Annotated in this window: 19 protein-coding genes; 1 reads left to right on the forward strand and 18 read right to left on the reverse strand. The window is 64.3% G+C overall.

All coding sequences use genetic code 11. From position 1 onward, the window contains the following. Positions 1-220 precede the first annotated feature (220 nt). The 18 genes from FPY90_RS07655 to rpsL form a co-directional block, all read right to left on the reverse strand. Positions 221-1,204, reverse strand: a complete 984-nt coding sequence (locus FPY90_RS07655; RefSeq protein WP_498684831.1) for an endonuclease/exonuclease/phosphatase family protein — start codon at positions 1,202-1,204, stop codon at positions 221-223. A gap of 175 nt (positions 1,205-1,379) precedes the next feature. After that, positions 1,380-1,667 (reverse strand): 30S ribosomal protein S17, encoded by a 288-nt coding sequence (rpsQ, locus tag FPY90_RS07660; protein WP_113762234.1) that lies wholly within the window; start codon positions 1,665-1,667, stop codon positions 1,380-1,382. Further along, positions 1,667-1,936, reverse strand: a complete 270-nt coding sequence (gene rpmC / locus FPY90_RS07665; protein ID WP_071212940.1) for a 50S ribosomal protein L29 — start codon at positions 1,934-1,936, stop codon at positions 1,667-1,669. Before rpmC ends, rpsQ begins: the two co-directional genes overlap by 1 nt. 2 nt (positions 1,937-1,938) lie before the next feature. Next, positions 1,939-2,355 carry a 50S ribosomal protein L16 gene (gene rplP / locus FPY90_RS07670; RefSeq protein WP_113762236.1) on the reverse strand — a complete coding sequence of 139 codons (417 nt, stop codon included), beginning with the start codon at positions 2,353-2,355 and terminating at the stop codon, positions 1,939-1,941. Then, positions 2,356-3,186, reverse strand: a complete 831-nt coding sequence (gene rpsC / locus FPY90_RS07675) for a 30S ribosomal protein S3 (protein WP_071212938.1) — start codon at positions 3,184-3,186, stop codon at positions 2,356-2,358. A 1-nt stretch (position 3,187) separates the two neighbouring features. Then, complete coding sequence (gene rplV, locus FPY90_RS07680) at positions 3,188-3,553, reverse strand: 50S ribosomal protein L22 (RefSeq protein WP_071212937.1); 366 nt, start codon at positions 3,551-3,553, stop codon at positions 3,188-3,190. Positions 3,554-3,610: 57 nt separating this feature from the next. After that, positions 3,611-3,892 (reverse strand): 30S ribosomal protein S19, encoded by a 282-nt coding sequence (gene rpsS, locus FPY90_RS07685; RefSeq protein WP_068731512.1) that lies wholly within the window; start codon positions 3,890-3,892, stop codon positions 3,611-3,613. Between the two features lie 12 nt (positions 3,893-3,904). Beyond that, the gene (rplB, locus tag FPY90_RS07690; protein WP_071212936.1) at positions 3,905-4,744 is read right to left on the reverse strand and encodes a 50S ribosomal protein L2; all 840 of its coding nucleotides are present in this window, start codon (positions 4,742-4,744) and stop codon (positions 3,905-3,907) included. A 30-nt stretch (positions 4,745-4,774) separates the two neighbouring features. Beyond that, positions 4,775-5,077, reverse strand: coding sequence for a 50S ribosomal protein L23 (gene rplW / locus FPY90_RS07695; protein WP_071212935.1), 303 nt, complete (start codon positions 5,075-5,077; stop codon positions 4,775-4,777). Further along, positions 5,074-5,676 carry a 50S ribosomal protein L4 gene (rplD, locus tag FPY90_RS07700; protein WP_071212934.1) on the reverse strand — a complete coding sequence of 201 codons (603 nt, stop codon included), beginning with the start codon at positions 5,674-5,676 and terminating at the stop codon, positions 5,074-5,076. Before rplD ends, rplW begins: the two co-directional genes overlap by 4 nt. Positions 5,677-5,680: 4 nt before the next feature. Then, positions 5,681-6,331, reverse strand: coding sequence for a 50S ribosomal protein L3 (gene rplC, locus FPY90_RS07705; protein ID WP_071212933.1), 651 nt, complete (start codon positions 6,329-6,331; stop codon positions 5,681-5,683). Positions 6,332-6,351: 20 nt separating this feature from the next. Continuing rightward, positions 6,352-6,660 (reverse strand): 30S ribosomal protein S10, encoded by a 309-nt coding sequence (gene rpsJ / locus FPY90_RS07710; RefSeq protein ID WP_003803825.1) that lies wholly within the window; start codon positions 6,658-6,660, stop codon positions 6,352-6,354. 566 nt (positions 6,661-7,226) lie between these two features. Further along, on the reverse strand, positions 7,227-7,352 hold the full coding sequence (locus FPY90_RS07715; protein ID WP_286135228.1) for a hypothetical protein: 126 nt from the start codon (positions 7,350-7,352) through the stop codon (positions 7,227-7,229). An 80-nt stretch (positions 7,353-7,432) separates the two neighbouring features. Further along, on the reverse strand, positions 7,433-11,524 hold the full coding sequence (locus tag FPY90_RS07720; RefSeq protein ID WP_498684833.1) for a hypothetical protein: 4,092 nt from the start codon (positions 11,522-11,524) through the stop codon (positions 7,433-7,435). Positions 11,525-11,741: 217 nt separating this feature from the next. Beyond that, positions 11,742-12,932 (reverse strand): elongation factor Tu, encoded by a 1,191-nt coding sequence (tuf, locus tag FPY90_RS07725; RefSeq protein ID WP_498684835.1) that lies wholly within the window; start codon positions 12,930-12,932, stop codon positions 11,742-11,744. Positions 12,933-13,167: 235 nt separating this feature from the next. Then, positions 13,168-15,282: an elongation factor G gene (gene fusA / locus FPY90_RS07730; protein ID WP_071212930.1), complete on the reverse strand. Its 2,115-nt coding sequence runs from the start codon at positions 15,280-15,282 to the stop codon at positions 13,168-13,170. A gap of 81 nt (positions 15,283-15,363) precedes the next feature. Continuing rightward, positions 15,364-15,834, reverse strand: a complete 471-nt coding sequence (rpsG, locus tag FPY90_RS07735) for a 30S ribosomal protein S7 (protein WP_071212929.1) — start codon at positions 15,832-15,834, stop codon at positions 15,364-15,366. After that, complete coding sequence (rpsL, locus tag FPY90_RS07740) at positions 15,834-16,208, reverse strand: 30S ribosomal protein S12 (protein ID WP_007271021.1); 375 nt, start codon at positions 16,206-16,208, stop codon at positions 15,834-15,836. The genes rpsG and rpsL overlap by 1 nt, the downstream gene beginning before the upstream one ends. 507 nt (positions 16,209-16,715) lie before the next feature. On the opposite strand from rpsL, the gene FPY90_RS07745 reads away from it, so the two are divergent. After that, positions 16,716-17,813 carry a hypothetical protein gene (locus FPY90_RS07745; protein WP_498684840.1) on the forward strand — a complete coding sequence of 366 codons (1,098 nt, stop codon included), beginning with the start codon at positions 16,716-16,718 and terminating at the stop codon, positions 17,811-17,813. Positions 17,814-17,836 lie beyond the last annotated feature (23 nt).

Here is a 17,836-nt window from a genome sequence, read left to right on the forward strand (position 1 = left end):
AGGCGTTAGCTCAGAGCTATGCCGCACAGCTTTCCGGGCCCGTAAAAAACCCTCCGGCTGCACTATGCATCATGGCGGAGGTGGATAGTCTCCAGACATAACGCGCACAGAATAAAAAGTCTACCGCAAGAATGCGTGATCCCGAAACCGTGTGCTATGGGGCAACAGGGGGTCCTTGGTCACATGAAACGGCCCAATTCGGGTGCAGATCGCCAGTCGCTCACCGGCAGGTGGCCAGCCTGGCCACGATCCCGTGGTGGTCGGTGCCCGCCACCGCAATGAGCCCGGAGTCAATGACCCCAAGGCCGCGCACCAGCACGTGGTCGATCGCGGCAAAGGCGGGAACCGCGCCGTCGGCCGGCCAGGTGGCGGCGGCCAGGGGCCCAAACGCCGGGGAGGCATCGGAAAAACCGTGCGCCAGTGCCCGGAACCGGGGGTGGGCCCTGGTGGCATTGAAATCTCCCGCCAGCACCAGCGGCAGATCGGTGTTTTGCCCCGCCCAGCTTTCCACCGCGGCCAAGGTGGTCGCCCAGGATGCCGGGCCGTGGGTCGGCGGCACCGGATGGATCCCGGCCACGCGGATCCGCCCCGCCCGCGGGAGGTCGATGACCGCCACCGGTATGTCAAAGAGGGAGCCGTCCGCTTGCCGGGCCGCCGGAGCCTCGGAATGTATCGGGTGGCGCGAGAGGATGACGGTGTCCACGGCGCCGCCGGTGACAACGGACCCGGTCCGGTGGGTGTAGTCCCACTGCGGCAGTGTGCCGGCCAACGCCTGCAGCATCGGCTCGCTCGCCTCGACCAGGACCAGCACATCCGGGGCGGACGCCGTGATGGCATCGGCAAGCACCGAGGGATCGGCATTCCCGCGCCCCGCGTTCAGGGACAGCACTGTCACCGGCACCCCCGGTGTACAAGTTCCCCCGGCACCGGGTTGGAGCACCGGGACCAATGAAACGGCCGCGCTGACCAGCAGCACCGCAGCGGGAACCCAGACGCGTCGAAAGAGCAGAAACAGGCCAAGTGCCAGCGCGGCCAGGCAGAGGGCTGGCAGCAGTGCCTGGAGCACCGCCAGGGACCTGGAGTCCCCGAGGTCCAGGTGCGGCAGGAGCGCCAACAGCGCCCCGGCAATGACCACGGGGAACAAGCCACGGGTCTTGGGTGCGCGGCCGACCTGCACCTGTCCCGCTCCGGAGTTGGCCATCATGGTGCTCCCCACCCCTTGTGTTGAAGCCCGCCGATCCGGGACCGGGCCAAGTCCCCCATGCTACCGGCGGCACTCCCCCGCCGAACGCAAAACACCCCGGCACCGGCTGGATGAATCCAGCGGTCCCGGGGTGTTGAGCTTGGTTCACGTCTAAGTGAAAACCAACGAAAGGGGCTTACTTGGCCTTTTCGAGGATTTCCACGAGGCGCCAGCGCTTGTCGGCAGACAGCGGGCGGGTCTCGGCGATGAGAACGAGGTCGCCGATGCCGGCGCTGTTCTCTTCGTCGTGAGCCTTGACGTTCTTGTTGCGACGCATGACCTTGCCGTAGAGGGCGTGCTTTACACGGTCCTCGACGTCAACGACGATGGTCTTCTGCATCTTGTCGGAAACCACGTAACCACGGAGGGTCTTGCGGTCGTTGCGCTCTGCAGCTGCATCCACGACGTTATCCTTCTCGCTCATTACTTGGCTTCCTTGCTCTTCTTGGTCTCTTCGACCGGCACTACAACGTCGGGACGAATGCCCAGCTCGCGTTCGCGGAGCACGGTGTAGATACGAGCGATGTCACGCTTGACAGCCTTCAGGTTGCCATGCGATTCGAGCTGACCGGTGGCCGACTGGAAACGGAGGTTGAACAGCTCCTCCTTGGCCTTCTTGAGCTCCTCGACCAGACGGGCGTTATCAAAGCCGTCCAGTGCTTCGGTTGCTAGATCCTTGGATCCGATTGCCATTCCTATTCACCACCTTCGCGACGCACAATGCGTGCCTTCAACGGCAGCTTGTGGATTGCCAGGCGCAATGCCTCGCGTGCTACCTCTTCACTGACACCGGAGAGTTCGAAGAGAACCCGTCCCGGCTTTACGTTTGCGACCCACCATTCCGGCGAACCCTTACCGGAACCCATGCGGGTTTCGGCAGGCTTCTTGGTCAGCGGACGGTCCGGATAAATGTTGATCCAGACCTTGCCGCCACGCTTGATGTGGCGGGTCATTGCGATACGAGCTGCCTCGATCTGGCGGTTGGTAACGTAGGCCGGGGTAAGGGCCTGGATACCGTACTCGCCGAAGGCTACCGTGGTACCGCCCGAAGCTGCGCCACTCCGACCGGGGTGGTGCTGCTTGCGGTACTTTACTCGGCGTGGGATAAGCATTTAAGCCTGTCCTCCTTCTGCAACTGCTGCTGCGGGAGCCTCAACAGCCGAAGCTGCTTCTGCACCTGGAGCTGCGCTGCGCTCGGGGCGACGACGACGTTCGCCACCTTCGGGGCGTCCACCCGGACGTCCGCCGGGACGATCGCCGCGACCGCGGGCCGGAGCTGCTGCAGCCTGGGCTGCCAGTTCCTTCGAAGTTACGTCGCCCTTGTAGATCCAGACCTTCACGCCGATGCGGCCGAAGGTGGTCTTGGCTTCGAACTTGCCGTAGTCGATGTTCGCACGCAGGGTGTGCAGCGGCACACGGCCTTCGCGGTAGAACTCCTTGCGGGACATTTCTGCCCCGCCCAGACGACCGGAGCACTGTACGCGGATGCCCTTGGCACCTGCGCGCATTGCCGACTGCATGGCCTTCTTCATCGCGCGGCGGAAAGCCACACGCGAAGCAAGCTGCTCGGCGATGCCCTGGGCAACAAGCTGGGCTTCGATCTCGGGGTTCTTGACCTCGAGGATGTTCAGCTGAACCTGCTTGGCGGTGAGCTTTTCGAGCTCGCCACGGATGCGATCGGCTTCGGCGCCGCGGCGACCGATAACGATGCCCGGGCGTGCGGTGTGGATATCCACACGAACACGGTCACGGGTGCGCTCGATCTCCACGCGGGCGATGCCGGCGCGTTCCATGCCAACGGTCATCAGTTCGCGGATACGGATGTCTTCTTTTACGAAGTCCTTGTAACGCTGACCGACCTTGGTGCTGTCGGCGAACCAGTGCGAAACATGGTCGGTAGTGATACCGAGACGGAACCCATGCGGGTTAACCTTCTGTCCCATTTTACTCTTCCCCACCCTTCTTAGGGGTTGCGACGACCACAGTGATGTGGCTCGTGCGCTTCTTGATCTGGTATGCCCGACCCTGAGCACGCGGCTGGAACCGCTTCATGGTCGGACCCTCGTCAACAAACGCTTCGCTGATGAACAGCTCGTCTTCGTTGAACGCGACACCCTCGCGGTCTGCGGCGGCACGGGCGTTAGCCACTGCCGATGCTACAACCTTGAACACTGGCTCTGAAGCTGCCTGCGGGGCAAACTTCAGGATCGCCAGTGCTTCGTTCGTCTGCTTGCCACGAACAAGGTTGACGACGCGCCGGGCCTTCATAGGCGTCACGCGGATATGGCGCGCAATTGCCTTGGCTTCCATTGCTTTCCTTCTCTCGTCTCTCGAAGAAGTGCTAAGCACTCGCTGAACCCTTGCGGGTTAGCGGCGCTTGCCCTTCTTGTCGTCCTTCACGTGGCTGCGGAACGTCCGGGTCGGGCTGAACTCGCCGAGCTTGTGCCCGACCATCGACTCGGTGACAAACACGGGGATGTGCTTGCGTCCGTCGTGTACGGCGATCGTGTGCCCGAGCATGTCGGGGATGATCATCGAACGGCGGGACCACGTCTTGATGACGTTTTTGGTGCCCTTTTCGTTCTCAGCAGCGACCTTTACAAACAGGTGCTGATCGACGAAGGGGCCTTTCTTCAGGCTGCGTGGCATGTTTCCAGGCTCCTATCGCTTGTTCTTGCCGGTACGACGACGGCGAACAATCAACTTGTCGCTGTCCTTGTTGGGACGACGGGTGCGTCCCTCGCGCTTGCCGTTCGGGTTGACCGGGTGACGGCCACCGGACGTCTTGCCTTCGCCACCACCATGCGGGTGGTCAACAGGGTTCATGGCCACGCCACGCACGGTCGGGCGAACGCCCTTCCAGCGCATGCGGCCGGCCTTGCCCCAGTTGATGTTCGACTGCTCGGCGTTTCCGACCTCGCCGACGGTTGCGCGGCAGCGCACGTCAACGTTGCGGATTTCGCCGGACGGCAAACGGAGCTGGGCGAAGCGACCCTCACGGGCCACCAGCTGCACCGAGGCGCCTGCGGAACGAGCCATCTTTGCACCGCCGCCGGGACGCAATTCCACAGCGTGGATTACGGTACCAACCGGGATGTTGCGCAAAGGCAGGTTGTTGCCGGGCTTGATGTCGGCATTTGCGCCGGCCTCAACGGTGTCGCCCTGGGAGAGCTTGTTCGGTGCGATGATGTAACGCTTGGTTCCATCAGCGTAGTGAAGAAGCGCAATGCGAGCGGTGCGGTTCGGGTCGTACTCGATGTGAGCGACCTTTGCCGGCACGCCGTCCTTGTCGTGGCGACGGAAGTCGATCAGACGGTACTGGCGCTTGTGTCCGCCACCCTTGTGACGGGTGGTGATCTTACCGGTGTTGTTACGGCCGCCAGTCTTGTGCAACGGGCGAAGCAACGACTTTTCCGGAGTCGATCGGGTGATTTCTGCGAAGTCGGCAACGCTCGAGCCGCGAAGGCCCGGGGTTGTCGGCTTGTACTTACGGATTCCCATAGTTTAATTCCTCGTTAAAGTGGTCTCCGCTTAAGAAAGCGGACCGCCGAAGATGTCAATCGAGCCTTCCTTCAGGGAGACGATCGCACGCTTGGTAGCCTTGCGCGTCCCCCATCCGAACTTGGTGCGCTTGCGCTTGCCGGCACGATTAAGGGTGTTTACGGAGTCAACCTTGACCGAGAAGATAGCTTCCACGGCGTTCTTGATTTCCGTCTTGTTCGAACGCGGGTCAACGAGGAAGGTGTACTTGCCTTCGTCGATCAGACCGTAGCTCTTTTCCGATACGACGGGTGCGATGACCACATCGTGCGGAGCCTTTGAGAAGGTGCTCACTTGGCTTCCTCCTTCTGGACCAGGGCATCGAATGCGGCCTTGGTGAAGATGACGTCGTCGGAAACCAGCACATCGTAGGTGTTGAGCTGGTCTACGTACAGGACGTGGACCTCGGTGAGGTTGCGGACCGAAAGGGCTGCAACGTCGTTGGCGCGCTCGATGACTACGAGCAGGTTCTTGCGCTCGGACAGAGCGCGCAGGGTGGCCAGTGCTGCCTTGGTGTTCGGCGTGGTGCCTTCAACCAGGGCTTCGATGACGTGAATGCGGTTGTTGCGAGCGCGGTCGGACAGGGCGCCGCGCAATGCAGCAGCCTTCATCTTCTTGGGGGTGCGCTGGCTGTAATCGCGAGGAGTCGGTCCGTGGACAACGCCACCACCGGTCATGTGAGGAGCACGGATTGAACCCTGACGGGCGCGGCCGGTGCCCTTCTGCTTGAACGGCTTGCGACCGGCACCGGAAACTTCGGCGCGGTTCTTGGTCTTGTGCGTGCCCTGGCGAGCAGCTGCCAGCTGGGCCACGACGACCTGGTGCAGCAGCGGAACGTTGGTCTGAACGTCGAAGATCTCCGAAGGGAACTCGACAGTAAGTGCCTTAGACATTTAGTTATGCTCCCTTCACAGCGGTGCGCACGAGTACGACGCGGCCGCGAGCGCCTGGAACGGCACCCTTGATCAGCAGGAGGTTCTTCTCGGCATCCACAGCGTGAACGGTGAGGTTCTGCGTGGTGACGCGCTCGGCGCCCATGCGACCGGCCATCTTCTGGCCCTGGAACACACGGCCCGGGGTCGATGCGCCGCCGATGGAGCCCGGCTTACGGTGGTTCTTGTGAGCACCGTGCGATGCCGGAGCACCGTGGAAGCCGTGGCGCTTCATGACGCCGGCGAAGCCCTTACCCTTGGAAGTTCCAACGACGTCGACCTTCTGGCCGGCGGCGAAGATTTCGACGGTCAGTTCCTGGCCTGCGGCGTAGGAATCGGCGTCGGCAGTGCGCAGCTCAACGACGTGGCGGCGCGGGGTGACCCCTGCTGCCTCGAAGTGGCCGGCGAGCGGCTGGGTGACCTTGCGCGGGTCGATCTGGCCGTAGCCGATCTGAACCGCGGTGTAGCCATCGCGCTCGGCGTTGCGCAGCTGAGTGACGACATTGCTGTCGGCCTGTACAACGGTTACCGGGATGAGGTTGTTGTTCTCGTCCCAAACCTGGGTCATGCCGAGCTTCGTGCCCAGCAGGCCCTTTACGTTACGGGTTGCGGTCATAGTTTTCTCGCCACCTCCCCTTAGAGCTTGATTTCGATGTTGACATCCGCCGGCAGGTCAAGACGCATCAGCGAATCTACGGCCTTCGGGGTCGGATCGATGATGTCGATCAGACGCTTGTGCGTGCGCATTTCAAAGTGCTCACGGCTGTCTTTGTACTTGTGGGGCGAACGGATAACGCAGTACACGTTCTTTTCCGTTGGGAGCGGCACTGGGCCGACTACGGTCGCGCCAGCGCGCGTCACCGTCTCAACGATCTTCCGGGCAGAAACGTCAATGACCTCGTGGTCATACGACTTCAGCCGGATGCGGATTTTTTGTCCCGCCATGGCTTGATGCCTCTTTCTAATTAGCACTCTCTGTACAGTTACTGTGCCCTACGGGCCCCTTTCGGGACCGGCACGCCTCGCATCGAACTGAATCCGAATAAATCCGGGTTCCTCAATCCGCCGAAGCCCGACCCCCGCGGTCGGGCGTGTCGCACTTTTCAGCGACACCGAACCCGTAAAAACCTTGGGGGACATTGTTCGTGTTTCCAGGAATTTCGGTTGTATTGCTCCCCAGCCCCGGGCATTATCCCGGGTGAGACACAATCTCGGTAGAAAAAATCCATATCCCGGTGTCGGTTTCCCGATCAGCAGACATGAACCATGGAAATGCTCACGAACAACTTGTCTAGTGTGTCAGGTTCCGGGCCCAAACACCAAATCTTTGATGGTTCCGGCTCCGGCGACCAATCGTCGCGGCCACCACGCGGAAGCGCCGGCGCGCCTGGGCCGGAGGATGAAAACACCGGTATTTCGGTGATCCCTCTCCCGGCCGCCGACGCTGACGGGGCCGCTGCCCTCTCGTCGCGTGAGCAAGCTCACCGACCGGCCTCGTCGCGGTGCCGCGGCTACTCGTCGCGGTTGGCCCGGCGGATTTCCTTGGCCCGGTCGATCTCCTTCGAGAATTGCGTGCGCAAGCGCATCACGACCACAACCACCACCACAACGATCAGCAGGACTATCAAGAACTTCATGGGACCAGCCTAGCCGCTGGCGGCACCGAGGTCACTGCGGAGACCGGGCCGATTGCGCGATCACCCCCGGCGTTTCCCGCTCAGCCCCGGTCGCCGCCGCCGCCGTCATCGGCCGGAGGCTTCATCCATGGCATGCCCGTGAGCCGTGCCGGTGCCTGTCCTTGGTCCGCCGGGGTTCCCGGCATCCCTTGGCCCGGCCGTCCCTGGCCGGTTTCTTGCTGCTCCGGTTCCGGCCCTGGCCCCGCGAAGCCGTCCGTCGTGACTTCGGCCCACGGGTGTTCGGCGTTCGGCTGTCCGTCCCCGGGCGCCGCGGGCCCCGCCGGTGGTTGCCCGTGACCGGGCAGGCCGTGGGAGTCCGGGGTCCGGTTCATCCGGCCCAGCCTCCACAGGGCCAGCGCGATCAGGCCCGCCGCGATCAGCAGCAGCAACAGGAACGTAAAGCCGCGCAGGAACCACAGCACCGCGACGCCGACCCCGACGGCTCCCCACACGGTGAAGATCCTCCGGTTGGTCACCAGGCCGAAAACCAGCAATGCGGTAAAGGTCAACAAGACCAGCAACTGCTGGCCCAGCGTGGAGGAAAAGACCGTCCCGAGACCGACCAGCGAGAGCACTCCGGCCGCGGTGCCCAGCACGAGCGTGCCGTTCCGCTCGCGCTTGCGCGTGTACTCGTAGGCGGCCAGCACCCCGAGCACGATGATCCAGTAGTAGAGCGCGGCAAACGTGCCGGTGCCGCCGACGGCGACCCACCAGCAGCGCTGGATGACCGCGGCGCCCACCAGCGCCGCCGCCTCGTAACCCGTTTCGCGGCGGACCAGCGGAACCTCGAGGGCCGCCGCGGCAAAGACGGCCGCCAGCAGCATCGCGGCCCCGGCGTAGACGTACCGGTCGGCGTCTGCGGCCAGGCCGATCAGCCCGCCGATGCCCAGTGCGGCCAGCGAGGAGCTGAAGAGCACCCGCCCGTGGGCCGGGCCCCAGCCTGCGGTGCGCCGCAGGACCGCGGAGAACGGCACGCCGTCGCCGCCAAAGCGGTCGCCGAAGATCGCGGCGACCAGCAGCACCACGCAGGTTGCACCGAGCGCGAGCATGGTGTCCAGCGGCTCGCTCCCCTGCTGCCCGGCCAGCACGTGGATGAATTCGGTTCCGCGCAGCGCGGCGAGCAGCACCAGCGCCGCACTGCCCAGCAACAGCAGCGGGATGCCGCGGGTCGCGGAAAAGACCAGCAGCGCGGCGGCACCCAGCAGCCCGGCCGCGACCTGCCAGCCGGGTTCGGCGGCGTCGTGCAAGCCGAAGAGCGCCGCCGCGTAGAGCAGCGCCACCCCCGCCCGCACCCAGCGGAGTTCCTTCCCCCCGGCGGTGCGCCGCTCGGCCACCAGCAGGCCGATGAGCAGCACCGCGAGGATCGCGAACGCCACGTCGTTGTTCCACAGCGGCTCCGGCAGCCATCCCCCGCCGCGCAGCGACTGCCCGTTGGCCGGTGCCAGCACCAGCCCCAGCAGTCCCAGCGCGGCGGGGATCGCGACGTACGCGAATCCCGCGTCCTTGCGTGCGCGGGTCACGGCGACCAGGGCGGAGAAGGCCAGCAGGCACAGGAACTGGACCAGCAGCGCGGCCTGGTCCAGGCCGCGGGGCCCGGAGACCAGGTAGGCGAACGGGACCAGCAGCAACACGGCAACCGCGGCAAGGGTCATCAGCGAGCGTGGATCGGACGGCTTGCGTGCCGCGGAATTGCGGCCCAGGTAGGCCCGCGCCCCCTGCGCGGAGGCCACGGTGAAGGCAAACAGCGCGTACTGCCCGTGCACGTCCATGGCGAAGCGGTCGGCGATGTGCCACGCGGTGCCGGAGTACAGTGCCTGGGCCAACAGTGCGTAGCCGATCCTGCCGGCCGTCCCGGTGGCGGCCAGGATGCGAATGCCCGCGTAGGCGAGGCCGGCCAGCGCCGCGATCTCCACCAGCCAGTCCGGGTTGCGCCCCGCCACCAGGCCCAGCCCGGCGGCCAGGGCCAGCAGCCCGCCGGCTTGCACCACCAGGTGCGGCCGGTTCGCTTCCGCGGTGACGGTGTTCCGCGGACCGCCCGGAACCGGGCGGCGGTGCCCCAGCACCGCGGTGGCGCCGAGCAGTCCGGCACCCAGCAGCAGCCAGGCCAGCACCAGTCCCCACGGGTGGCTCAGCCACAGCGCGGCGCTCCAGCCCAGGCCCAAGTCCTGCACGTCCGCGGCCAGCCCCTGGCTTCCCCGGCGCAGCAGCCCCGAGACCGTCCAGGCGGCGACCGCGGCCAGCAGCACGGACCCGGTGAAGATCACCGATTCCCCGGCCATGCCGAAACGCGTTTCCGCACCGGGCTGCGCGGTCCGCCCGGCCCGCCGCAGGTTCCGGGCGGCCAACGCGAGCTGCACCAGCACAGCCAGGCCGACCCCGACCCAGGACGCGACCTCGACGGACCGCTCCAGCAACAAGGCGGCGCCGGGGACCTCGGTGGGCAAGCGGTGGAAGCGCGGCCGCAGCACCCAGCCGGAGGCCGCGAGGGATACCAGCGCCCCGGCGGCGACAACCGTCGCGATCCGGGCGGCCCAGTGCAGGGCCTGCCGCTCGCGCCCGCCCGCCCGGCGCGCCAGCGCCCAGGTGGCCAGCGCGGCGGCGGCGACCAGGATTCCCTGACGCCCCAGGTTCAGCGCCGACGGCTCGACGGCACCCAGCACCGCGGCGCCCAACGGCACCCAGCGGAAATTCCCGCCGAACCTGACCCCGGCATAGACGCCGGCTGCCAGCAGCACGGCCAGCGCCCAGTTAAGGTCCAGCCCGGCGGCCTTCCCGCCCGGCCAGATCCCGGAGAGCAGTCCCTCGGCGCCCAACATGGTGCAGGCGCCGGCGATCACGAGCAGGATCCACGCCTCGCTGTGCACGATCCCCCGGCCCAGGCCCGTGGTGCGTCGGTAGGCCGCGGTGAACCGGGCCAGCAGCACCACCTGGACGAGTAGCAGCGCGGCCAAGATGCGCCAGAGGACGGTGGCGGGCACGTCGGCCACGTGCAGGAAGCAGGCGATGGCGACCAGCGCGGCGGCGCGCGCCGCGAGTTGGTGCCCGAACCGCTCGGCCCGCGGGCCGGCCGCCAGCGCGACTGCGTAGTAGAGCGCGGCGGCGGTGAAGAGCCACCCGTAGTCGACGGCATCGAGCACGGCCGCGGAGAAGACGGCGGCCGCCAGCGTCGCGGGCACCAGGTAGCGGTGGGCGACGGTGAAGGATGCCAGGTAGATGTTGGAGATCCAGCGTGGCCGCTTCAGGCCCACCAGGGTGATCGCCGCGGCCAGCAGCATGCTGAACAGGAAGTAGAAAATCAGGCCGCGGTTGAGCACCGCGCCGCCGGAGTAGGCGGTGGACACCAGGAAGGTGGTGGCCAGGCCGGCGACGACCTTGGACTGCAGCCGCCCCGCGGCGAAAATGAAGGCCGCCGTGCCCACCAGGGAGGTGGTGAACCAGCTGGCGCCGGGGGTGGTGGAGAGCAGCAGGTAGTGGGCCAGTCCGGTCATCGGGACCAGCGCCAGGCCGGTGGCGGTGAAGGCCGCCGCGGCCGGGCGGAGCCGTTCGCTGCGGGCATGCATGACGAGCCCGACGACGTAGAAGCCCGCCGCGACGACGCCCAGGCCCACGACCTTGGCCGCGGCCGGCAGCGCGAGGGCGATGAACAGCGACGCGGCGGCAACCATGAGCAGGGCCGCGACGTACAGCGTGATGTTGATGTTCCGCAGCGCCCGCACGCGCGGGTCGACCGGGGCCACTGCCGGCGGTGGCTGCGGCACCGCACGGGCCGGTGCCGCGGCCGGGCCGGACGGCGCCGGTCCCGCCGGGGCCGCCGGGGCCCCGGCCTGGATCCCGGCAGGTTGCCCCACACCTTCGGAAGCCTCCGGGGTCGGCGCGGGCGCAGGCCCAACCGGAGCCGGCGCCGGAGCGGGCGCCGCACCTTCCAGCGGTTCTGCGTCCGACACCGGCGGCCGGGTGGCCGCCAGCGTCGCGGCATCGAATCCGCGCTGCCACGCCGCGGCCAAGGCCATGCGGTCCGTCGTCCCGTCGGCCGGAGGCCGTGCGGCGAGCTTTTTCGCCGCCGCCTGCCTGCCGACAAACAGCCCGGCCACGAACATGATCGCGGCCACCACCATCAACGCCAACCCATCCATACCGGTTCCCCGCCTTCAGCTGTTTCCATGCGCGTCCTGCCCGGCACCGGGCCGTGCGCAGTCCCCAGCGTACCCCATTCAGACCATTCGTTTGATATATGTGGCAGGGATGTACACAAGGCATTGCACGGGACAAGAAAAAGGCCCCCGCTGCACTGTCGAAACAGTGCGGCAGGGGCCTTCTCCAGGCCGTTAGGCCGGGATCAGCAAGTCGAAATTACTTGGTGATCTTGGTGACCTTGCCCGAACCAACGGTGCGGCCGCCTTCGCGGATTGCGAAGCCGAGGCCCTCTTCCATGGCGATCGGCTGGATCAGCACGACGGACATTTCGGTGTTGTCGCCGGGCATAACCATTTCCGTGCCTTCCGGCAGGGTGATAACGCCGGTGACGTCCGTGGTGCGGAAGTAGAACTGCGGGCGGTAGTTCGAGTAGAACGGGTTGTGACGCCCGCCCTCATCCTTGGAAAGGATGTACACGTTGGCCTCGAAATCGGTGTGCGGGGTGATGGAACCCGGCTTCACGATGACCTGGCCACGCTCTACGTCTTCGCGCTTGATGCCGCGAAGCAGCAGACCACAGTTCTCGCCGGCCCATGCCTCGTCGAGCTGCTTGTGGAACATCTCGATACCGGTAACCGTGGTCTTCTGGACCGGGCGGATGCCGACGATCTCGACCTCGGAGTTGATGGCGAGGGTTCCACGCTCGGCGCGGCCCGTAACAACGGTGCCACGACCGGTGATGGTGAAGACGTCTTCAACCGGCATCAGGAACGGCTTGTCGCGGTCACGAACCGGGGTCGGAACGTGCTCGTCAACGGCGTCCATGAGTGCTTCAACGGACTTGACCCAAACCGGGTCGCCTTCCAGTGCCTTCAGGCCCGAAACACGCATAACCGGTGCCTCGTCGCCGTCGAAGCCCTGCGAGGAGAGAAGTTCGCGAACTTCCATTTCCACGAGGTCCAGAAGCTCTTCGTCTTCGACCATGTCGGACTTGTTCAGTGCGACCAGCAGGTAGGGAACGCCAACCTGGCGGGCCAGCAGAACGTGCTCGCGGGTCTGAGCCATCGGGCCGTCGGTGGCGGCAACCACGAGGATCGCGCCGTCCATCTGGGCAGCACCGGTGATCATGTTCTTGATGTAGTCAGCGTGACCCGGGGCATCAACGTGCGCGTAGTGGCGCTTCTCGGTCTGGTACTCAACGTGCGAGATGTTGATGGTAATACCGCGCTGGCGCTCTTCCGGAGCGGAGTCGATATTAGCGAAATCGCGCTGCTCGTTCAGATCCGGGTACTTGTCAGCAAGCACCTTGGAAATGGCGGCGGTCAACGTGGTCTTGCCATGGTCAACGTGACCAATGGTGCCGATGTTGACGTGCGGCTTGTTCCGCTCGAACTTTGCCTTTGCCACAGGTTCCTCCTAGAAACGTTTACAGAAGACGTACCTCGTCCACACGGGTCGCGGACGAAACTTGTACAAGTCTACTGGGGGCTTAGTGAAATGTTTAAATTGTGGTTAGCTGCGGGATCCAACGTGGGATCCGTTAGTTGGCCTGGCGGGGCCGGATTGGATTTCTCCGCACCGGCCCCATCGTGCGGCCACTCACCCGATGATCGGGGTCACGGCCAATTCTTGGTCCGGACGATTACTCGCCGCGGGACTTCTGGATGATCTCTTCGGCAACTGCCTTCGGGACCTCTGCGTAGCTGGAGAAGGTCATCGAGTACACTGCACGGCCCTGGGTCTTCGAGCGCAGGTCACCAATGTAACCGAACATCTCAGACAGCGGAACCGTCGCACGGATGACCTTCACGCCTGCAGCGTCTTCCATCGAGGCGATGGAACCACGGCGGGAGTTCAAGTCACCGATGACGTCGCCCATGTACTCCTCCGGAGTACGGACTTCGACATCCATGACCGGCTCGAGGATGATCGGCTGGGCGCGGCGTGCGCCTTCCTTGAACACCTGTGAACCGGCAATCTTGAACGCCATTTCCGAGGAGTCAACGTCGTGGTAGGCACCGTCGAGGAGGGTCGCCTTGACGCCCACCATCGGGTAGCCGGCCAGGATGCCGAACTGCATGGCGTCCTGGATACCTGCGTCTACCGAAGGGATGTATTCGCGAGGAATACGTCCACCGGTGACGCCGTTCTTGAACTCGTAGATGACACCGTCGACAACTTCCAGGGGCTCGAAGGAGACCTGGACCTTTGCGAACTGGCCCGAACCACCGGTCTGCTTCTTGTGGGTGAAGTCAACCTTCTCCACAGCCTTCTTGATGGTTTCGCGGTATGCAACCTGCGGCTTGCCAACGTTGGCTTCAACGCGGAATTCGCGGCGCATGCGGTCCACCAGGATGTCCAGGTGGAGCTCGCCCATGCCGCCAATTTCGGTCTGGCCGGTGTCTTCGTTGAGGGAGACGGTGAACGTCGGGTCCTCGGCCGAAAGCTTCTGGATCGCGGTCGAGAGCTTCTCCTGGTCACCCTTGGTCTTCGGCTCGATGGCAACGAAGATCACGGGATCGGGGAAGGACATCGACTCAAGAACGATCGGGTGTGCCGGATCGCACAAGGTGTCACCGGTGGTGGTGTCCTTGAGGCCGATCACAGCGTAGATGTGGCCGGCGTGGACCTCGTCTACGGGCATTTCCTTGTTGGCGTGCATCTGGAAGAGCTTGCCAATGCGTTCCTTCTTCTGCTTCGTCGAGTTCAGCAGCTGGGTACCGGGAGTTGCCTTGCCGGAGTACACGCGGATGAAGTTCAACTGGCCGAAGAACGGGTGAGTTGCAATCTTGAACGCAAGTGCCGAGAACGGCTCGTCCTCGGAAGGCTTGCGGATCAGTTCGATCTCTTCGTTCTTCGGGTCGTGGCCGATCATGGCCTCGACGTCGAGCGGCGAAGGAAGGTAGTCGATGACAGCATCGAGCATCGGCTGGACGCCGCGGTTCTTGAAGGCAGAACCACAGAAGACCGGGTAGAGCTGCGAGTTGACAACCATCTTGCGGATGCCGGCCTTGAGCTCAGCAATGCTGATCTCTTCGCCTTCGAGGAACTTCTCCATGAGCTCGTCAGAGCCCTCGGCTACGTCCTCAACCAGCTTGGCGCGGTATTCCTCGGCCTTTTCCTGAAGGTCGGCCGGGATTTCCTGGACTTCGTAGGCGGCACCCATGGTGACGTCACCCTTGGAGTCGCCCTCCCAGACGAAAGCCTTCATGGTCATCAGGTCGACAACGCCGGTGAACTCGGACTCGGAGCCGATCGGCAGCTGCATGACCAGCGGCTTGGCACCAAGGCGCTTGATGATGGTGTCTACGGTGAAGTAGAAGTCAGCACCCAGCTTGTCCATCTTGTTGACGAAGCAGATACGCGGAACGTTGTACTTGTCGGCCTGGCGCCAAACAGTCTCGGACTGCGGCTCCACGCCTTCCTTGCCATCGAATACCGCAACGGCGCCATCGAGGACGCGCAGCGAGCGCTCAACCTCAACGGTGAAGTCAACGTGACCCGGGGTGTCAATGATGTTGATCTGGTTGTTGTTCCAGAAGCAGGTCACGGCGGCAGACGTGATCGTGATGCCGCGTTCCTTTTCCTGCTCCATCCAGTCGGTCGTTGCGCCGCCGTCGTGCGTTTCGCCGAGCTTGTGGTTCACACCCGTGTAGAACAGGATGCGTTCCGTAGTAGTGGTCTTACCGGCATCGATGTGGGCCATGATGCCGATATTGCGGACCTTGTTTAGGTCGGTAAGCACGTCCTGTGCCACGATGTCTCCCTTTGTTGGTTATGCCCGCGACGTTGGCGGAACCGGTCTATGACCAATCCCGCCAACCGGACAAAACGCTTTTTACCAGCGGTAGTGGGCGAAGGCCTTGTTGGACTCTGCCATCTTGTGAGTGTCTTCGCGACGCTTGACAGCGGCACCAAGACCATTCGATGCGTCGAGGATCTCGTTCATGAGACGTTCGATCATCGTCTTCTCGCGGCGAGCCTTGGAGTAGCCAACGAGCCAGCGAAGAGCCAGCGCGGTGGAGCGTCCGGGCTTGACCTCAACGGGAACCTGGTAGGTTGCGCCACCAACACGGCGGGAGCGAACCTCGAGGGCCGGGCGGATGTTATCCATGGCCTTCTTCAGGGTCACGACCGGGTCGGTACCGTTCTTGGCCAAGGCACCTTCGAGTGCACCGTAAACGATACGCTCTGCGGTGGACTTCTTACCATCGACCAAAACCTTATTGATCAGCTGGGTAACAAGCGGGGAACCGTATACCGGATCCGAGACGAGGGGGCGCTGTGGCGCGGGGCCCTTACGAGGCATTACTTACCTTCCTTCTTGGCGCCGTAGCGGGAACGAGCCTGCTTACGGTTCTTGACACCCTGGGTATCGAGAGCGCCACGTACGATCTTGTAGCGCACACCCGGGAGGTCCTTCACACGTCCGCCGCGCACAAGCACGATGGAGTGTTCCTGCAGGTTGTGGCCGACACCCGGAATGTAAGCGGTAACTTCGACGCCACCGGCAAGACGCACACGTGCGACCTTACGAAGTGCGGAGTTCGGCTTCTTCGGGGTGGTGGTGTATACACGGGTGCATACGCCACGACGCATCGGGTTGCCCTTAAGGGCTGGGGCCTTGGTCTTAGTGACCTTCGGCGAGCGACCCTTGCGGATCAGCTGCTGAATAGTAGGCACTTTCGTGTCCTCCGGTTTCTTTGTTCTGCGGCGCCACCCACAATCAAACTGCTTGGAGACGCTGCGTTTATAGTCGTTTCATCACAGCGACTTCGGATTTGACCCTAGGCGTGCGAAAGTGTGGCATCTGTTGCGCAACCTACCCGCAACCCGGACCGTGTCCATTTGCCACACATGAAAAACAATTAGCTCAAGCTTAGCACGCGGATCACCCGCCCCCTGACACCGCGCCTCTTCCCGAGAAGCCCCCCATCCCCGCGGAATCGGGCCACGCTCCCCCGTCGCTCCAGGAACCACCGTAATTCCGCCATTGCCTCCCGCCACCAGACCTTCCCCGCGCGCTTGCGCTGAAACGCACATCACTTAATTTCCGCCTCCATTCGACCGCCCCGGGCAATCCCCTTCACTTCCCATCCGACCCCGGGGCCACCGCCACTTCACCGAAAGTTATCCACATATTCGCCCAGACCCAACATTTCGACCCGGCAAAGGTCCATGGTGGATGGCATGACGACGACGGCAACACTCGCGACCGCCGGATTGGCTGGTCTCCAGCAGATCCTGGCTCCGTCCACGAAAGGCCCGGATGCAAACCCATCCGCAACCACCGTGGACGAGAAGTTGCGCCTGCTCGCCGTCCTGAACTCCATGCAAAAGATCCTCCTCGACGACGTCGCACACGCCGTCTCGTCGTCTCCTGCCAGGTCCGTGTTCCTGGCACTGCTGACCGAGGACCTGGCCCGGACAGCAGGTCGTGCCCAAATCGTTGCGGCGGGGAAACTCGAGGAAACCGAGGCCCACACACTTCGGGAAGAACCCCTCGCCCTGCTTCACGAAGCGCACCGCGGCTTGGCTGCATTCATCGGGGGAAGCATCTCGCTGCCCGGTGACCATCGCAACGCTCCCGGGACCAAGATGCTGTTCAAGGACGCCACCGATCTGCTCAAGGACCAGCTGCATCTTTCCTTTGCCCAGGCCAAGCACCGGGTCATCGTCCACGACCTGCTGCTCCCCCGTGCAGGGTTCAACGGTGCCGTTCTCCCCCCGCACTTTGGACAGCTGGCCGGCGTGTTCAATGACGGTTCGGCCGACCCCCACGAGGTCGCACTCGCCGCCCGGCGAATGCTCGCGCTCCAACCAGGCATCGATGCCCAGCAGGATCCCGCGGCAACAGCCGAGTCCATTGAGCAGCAGCTTGCCGAATCATTGGCGGACAGGAACCCCTCCGGCACCGCCCAGCTTTTCAAGCGCATCTCCGCGGAACTCGACGCTAGCGCGCTGGAACGCAGCGAGGCGGAGATGGAAGCCCACATCGGACTGCGTTACAAGGGCAAGCAGCCGCGCGGATTCATCTGGGAGCTCTGCACCGACCTCCGGGGACATGAGATGCTCCAGACGTTATCGGACCAACTGTCCAATCCGCGGTCCGCATTCGGTCGTGACACCACACCCCCCGATGGAGAGGGCAACGGGCAACAGTCAGGGGAATCTTCCGGTGAGCAGCCCGAGCTTCCGGGCCTTTCGAACGAGTCGCTTTTCCCGGTTGCACCGCCGGTCCCCGCGTGGGCCGTCGACCCCGACATGCCGGAAGACCAGCGGCCGTGAGCAGGGTTTGCCGACGTTGGACG

The organism is Arthrobacter sp. C2 (assembly GCA_024207135.1).
Classification (GTDB): domain Bacteria; phylum Actinomycetota; class Actinomycetes; order Actinomycetales; family Micrococcaceae; genus Paeniglutamicibacter.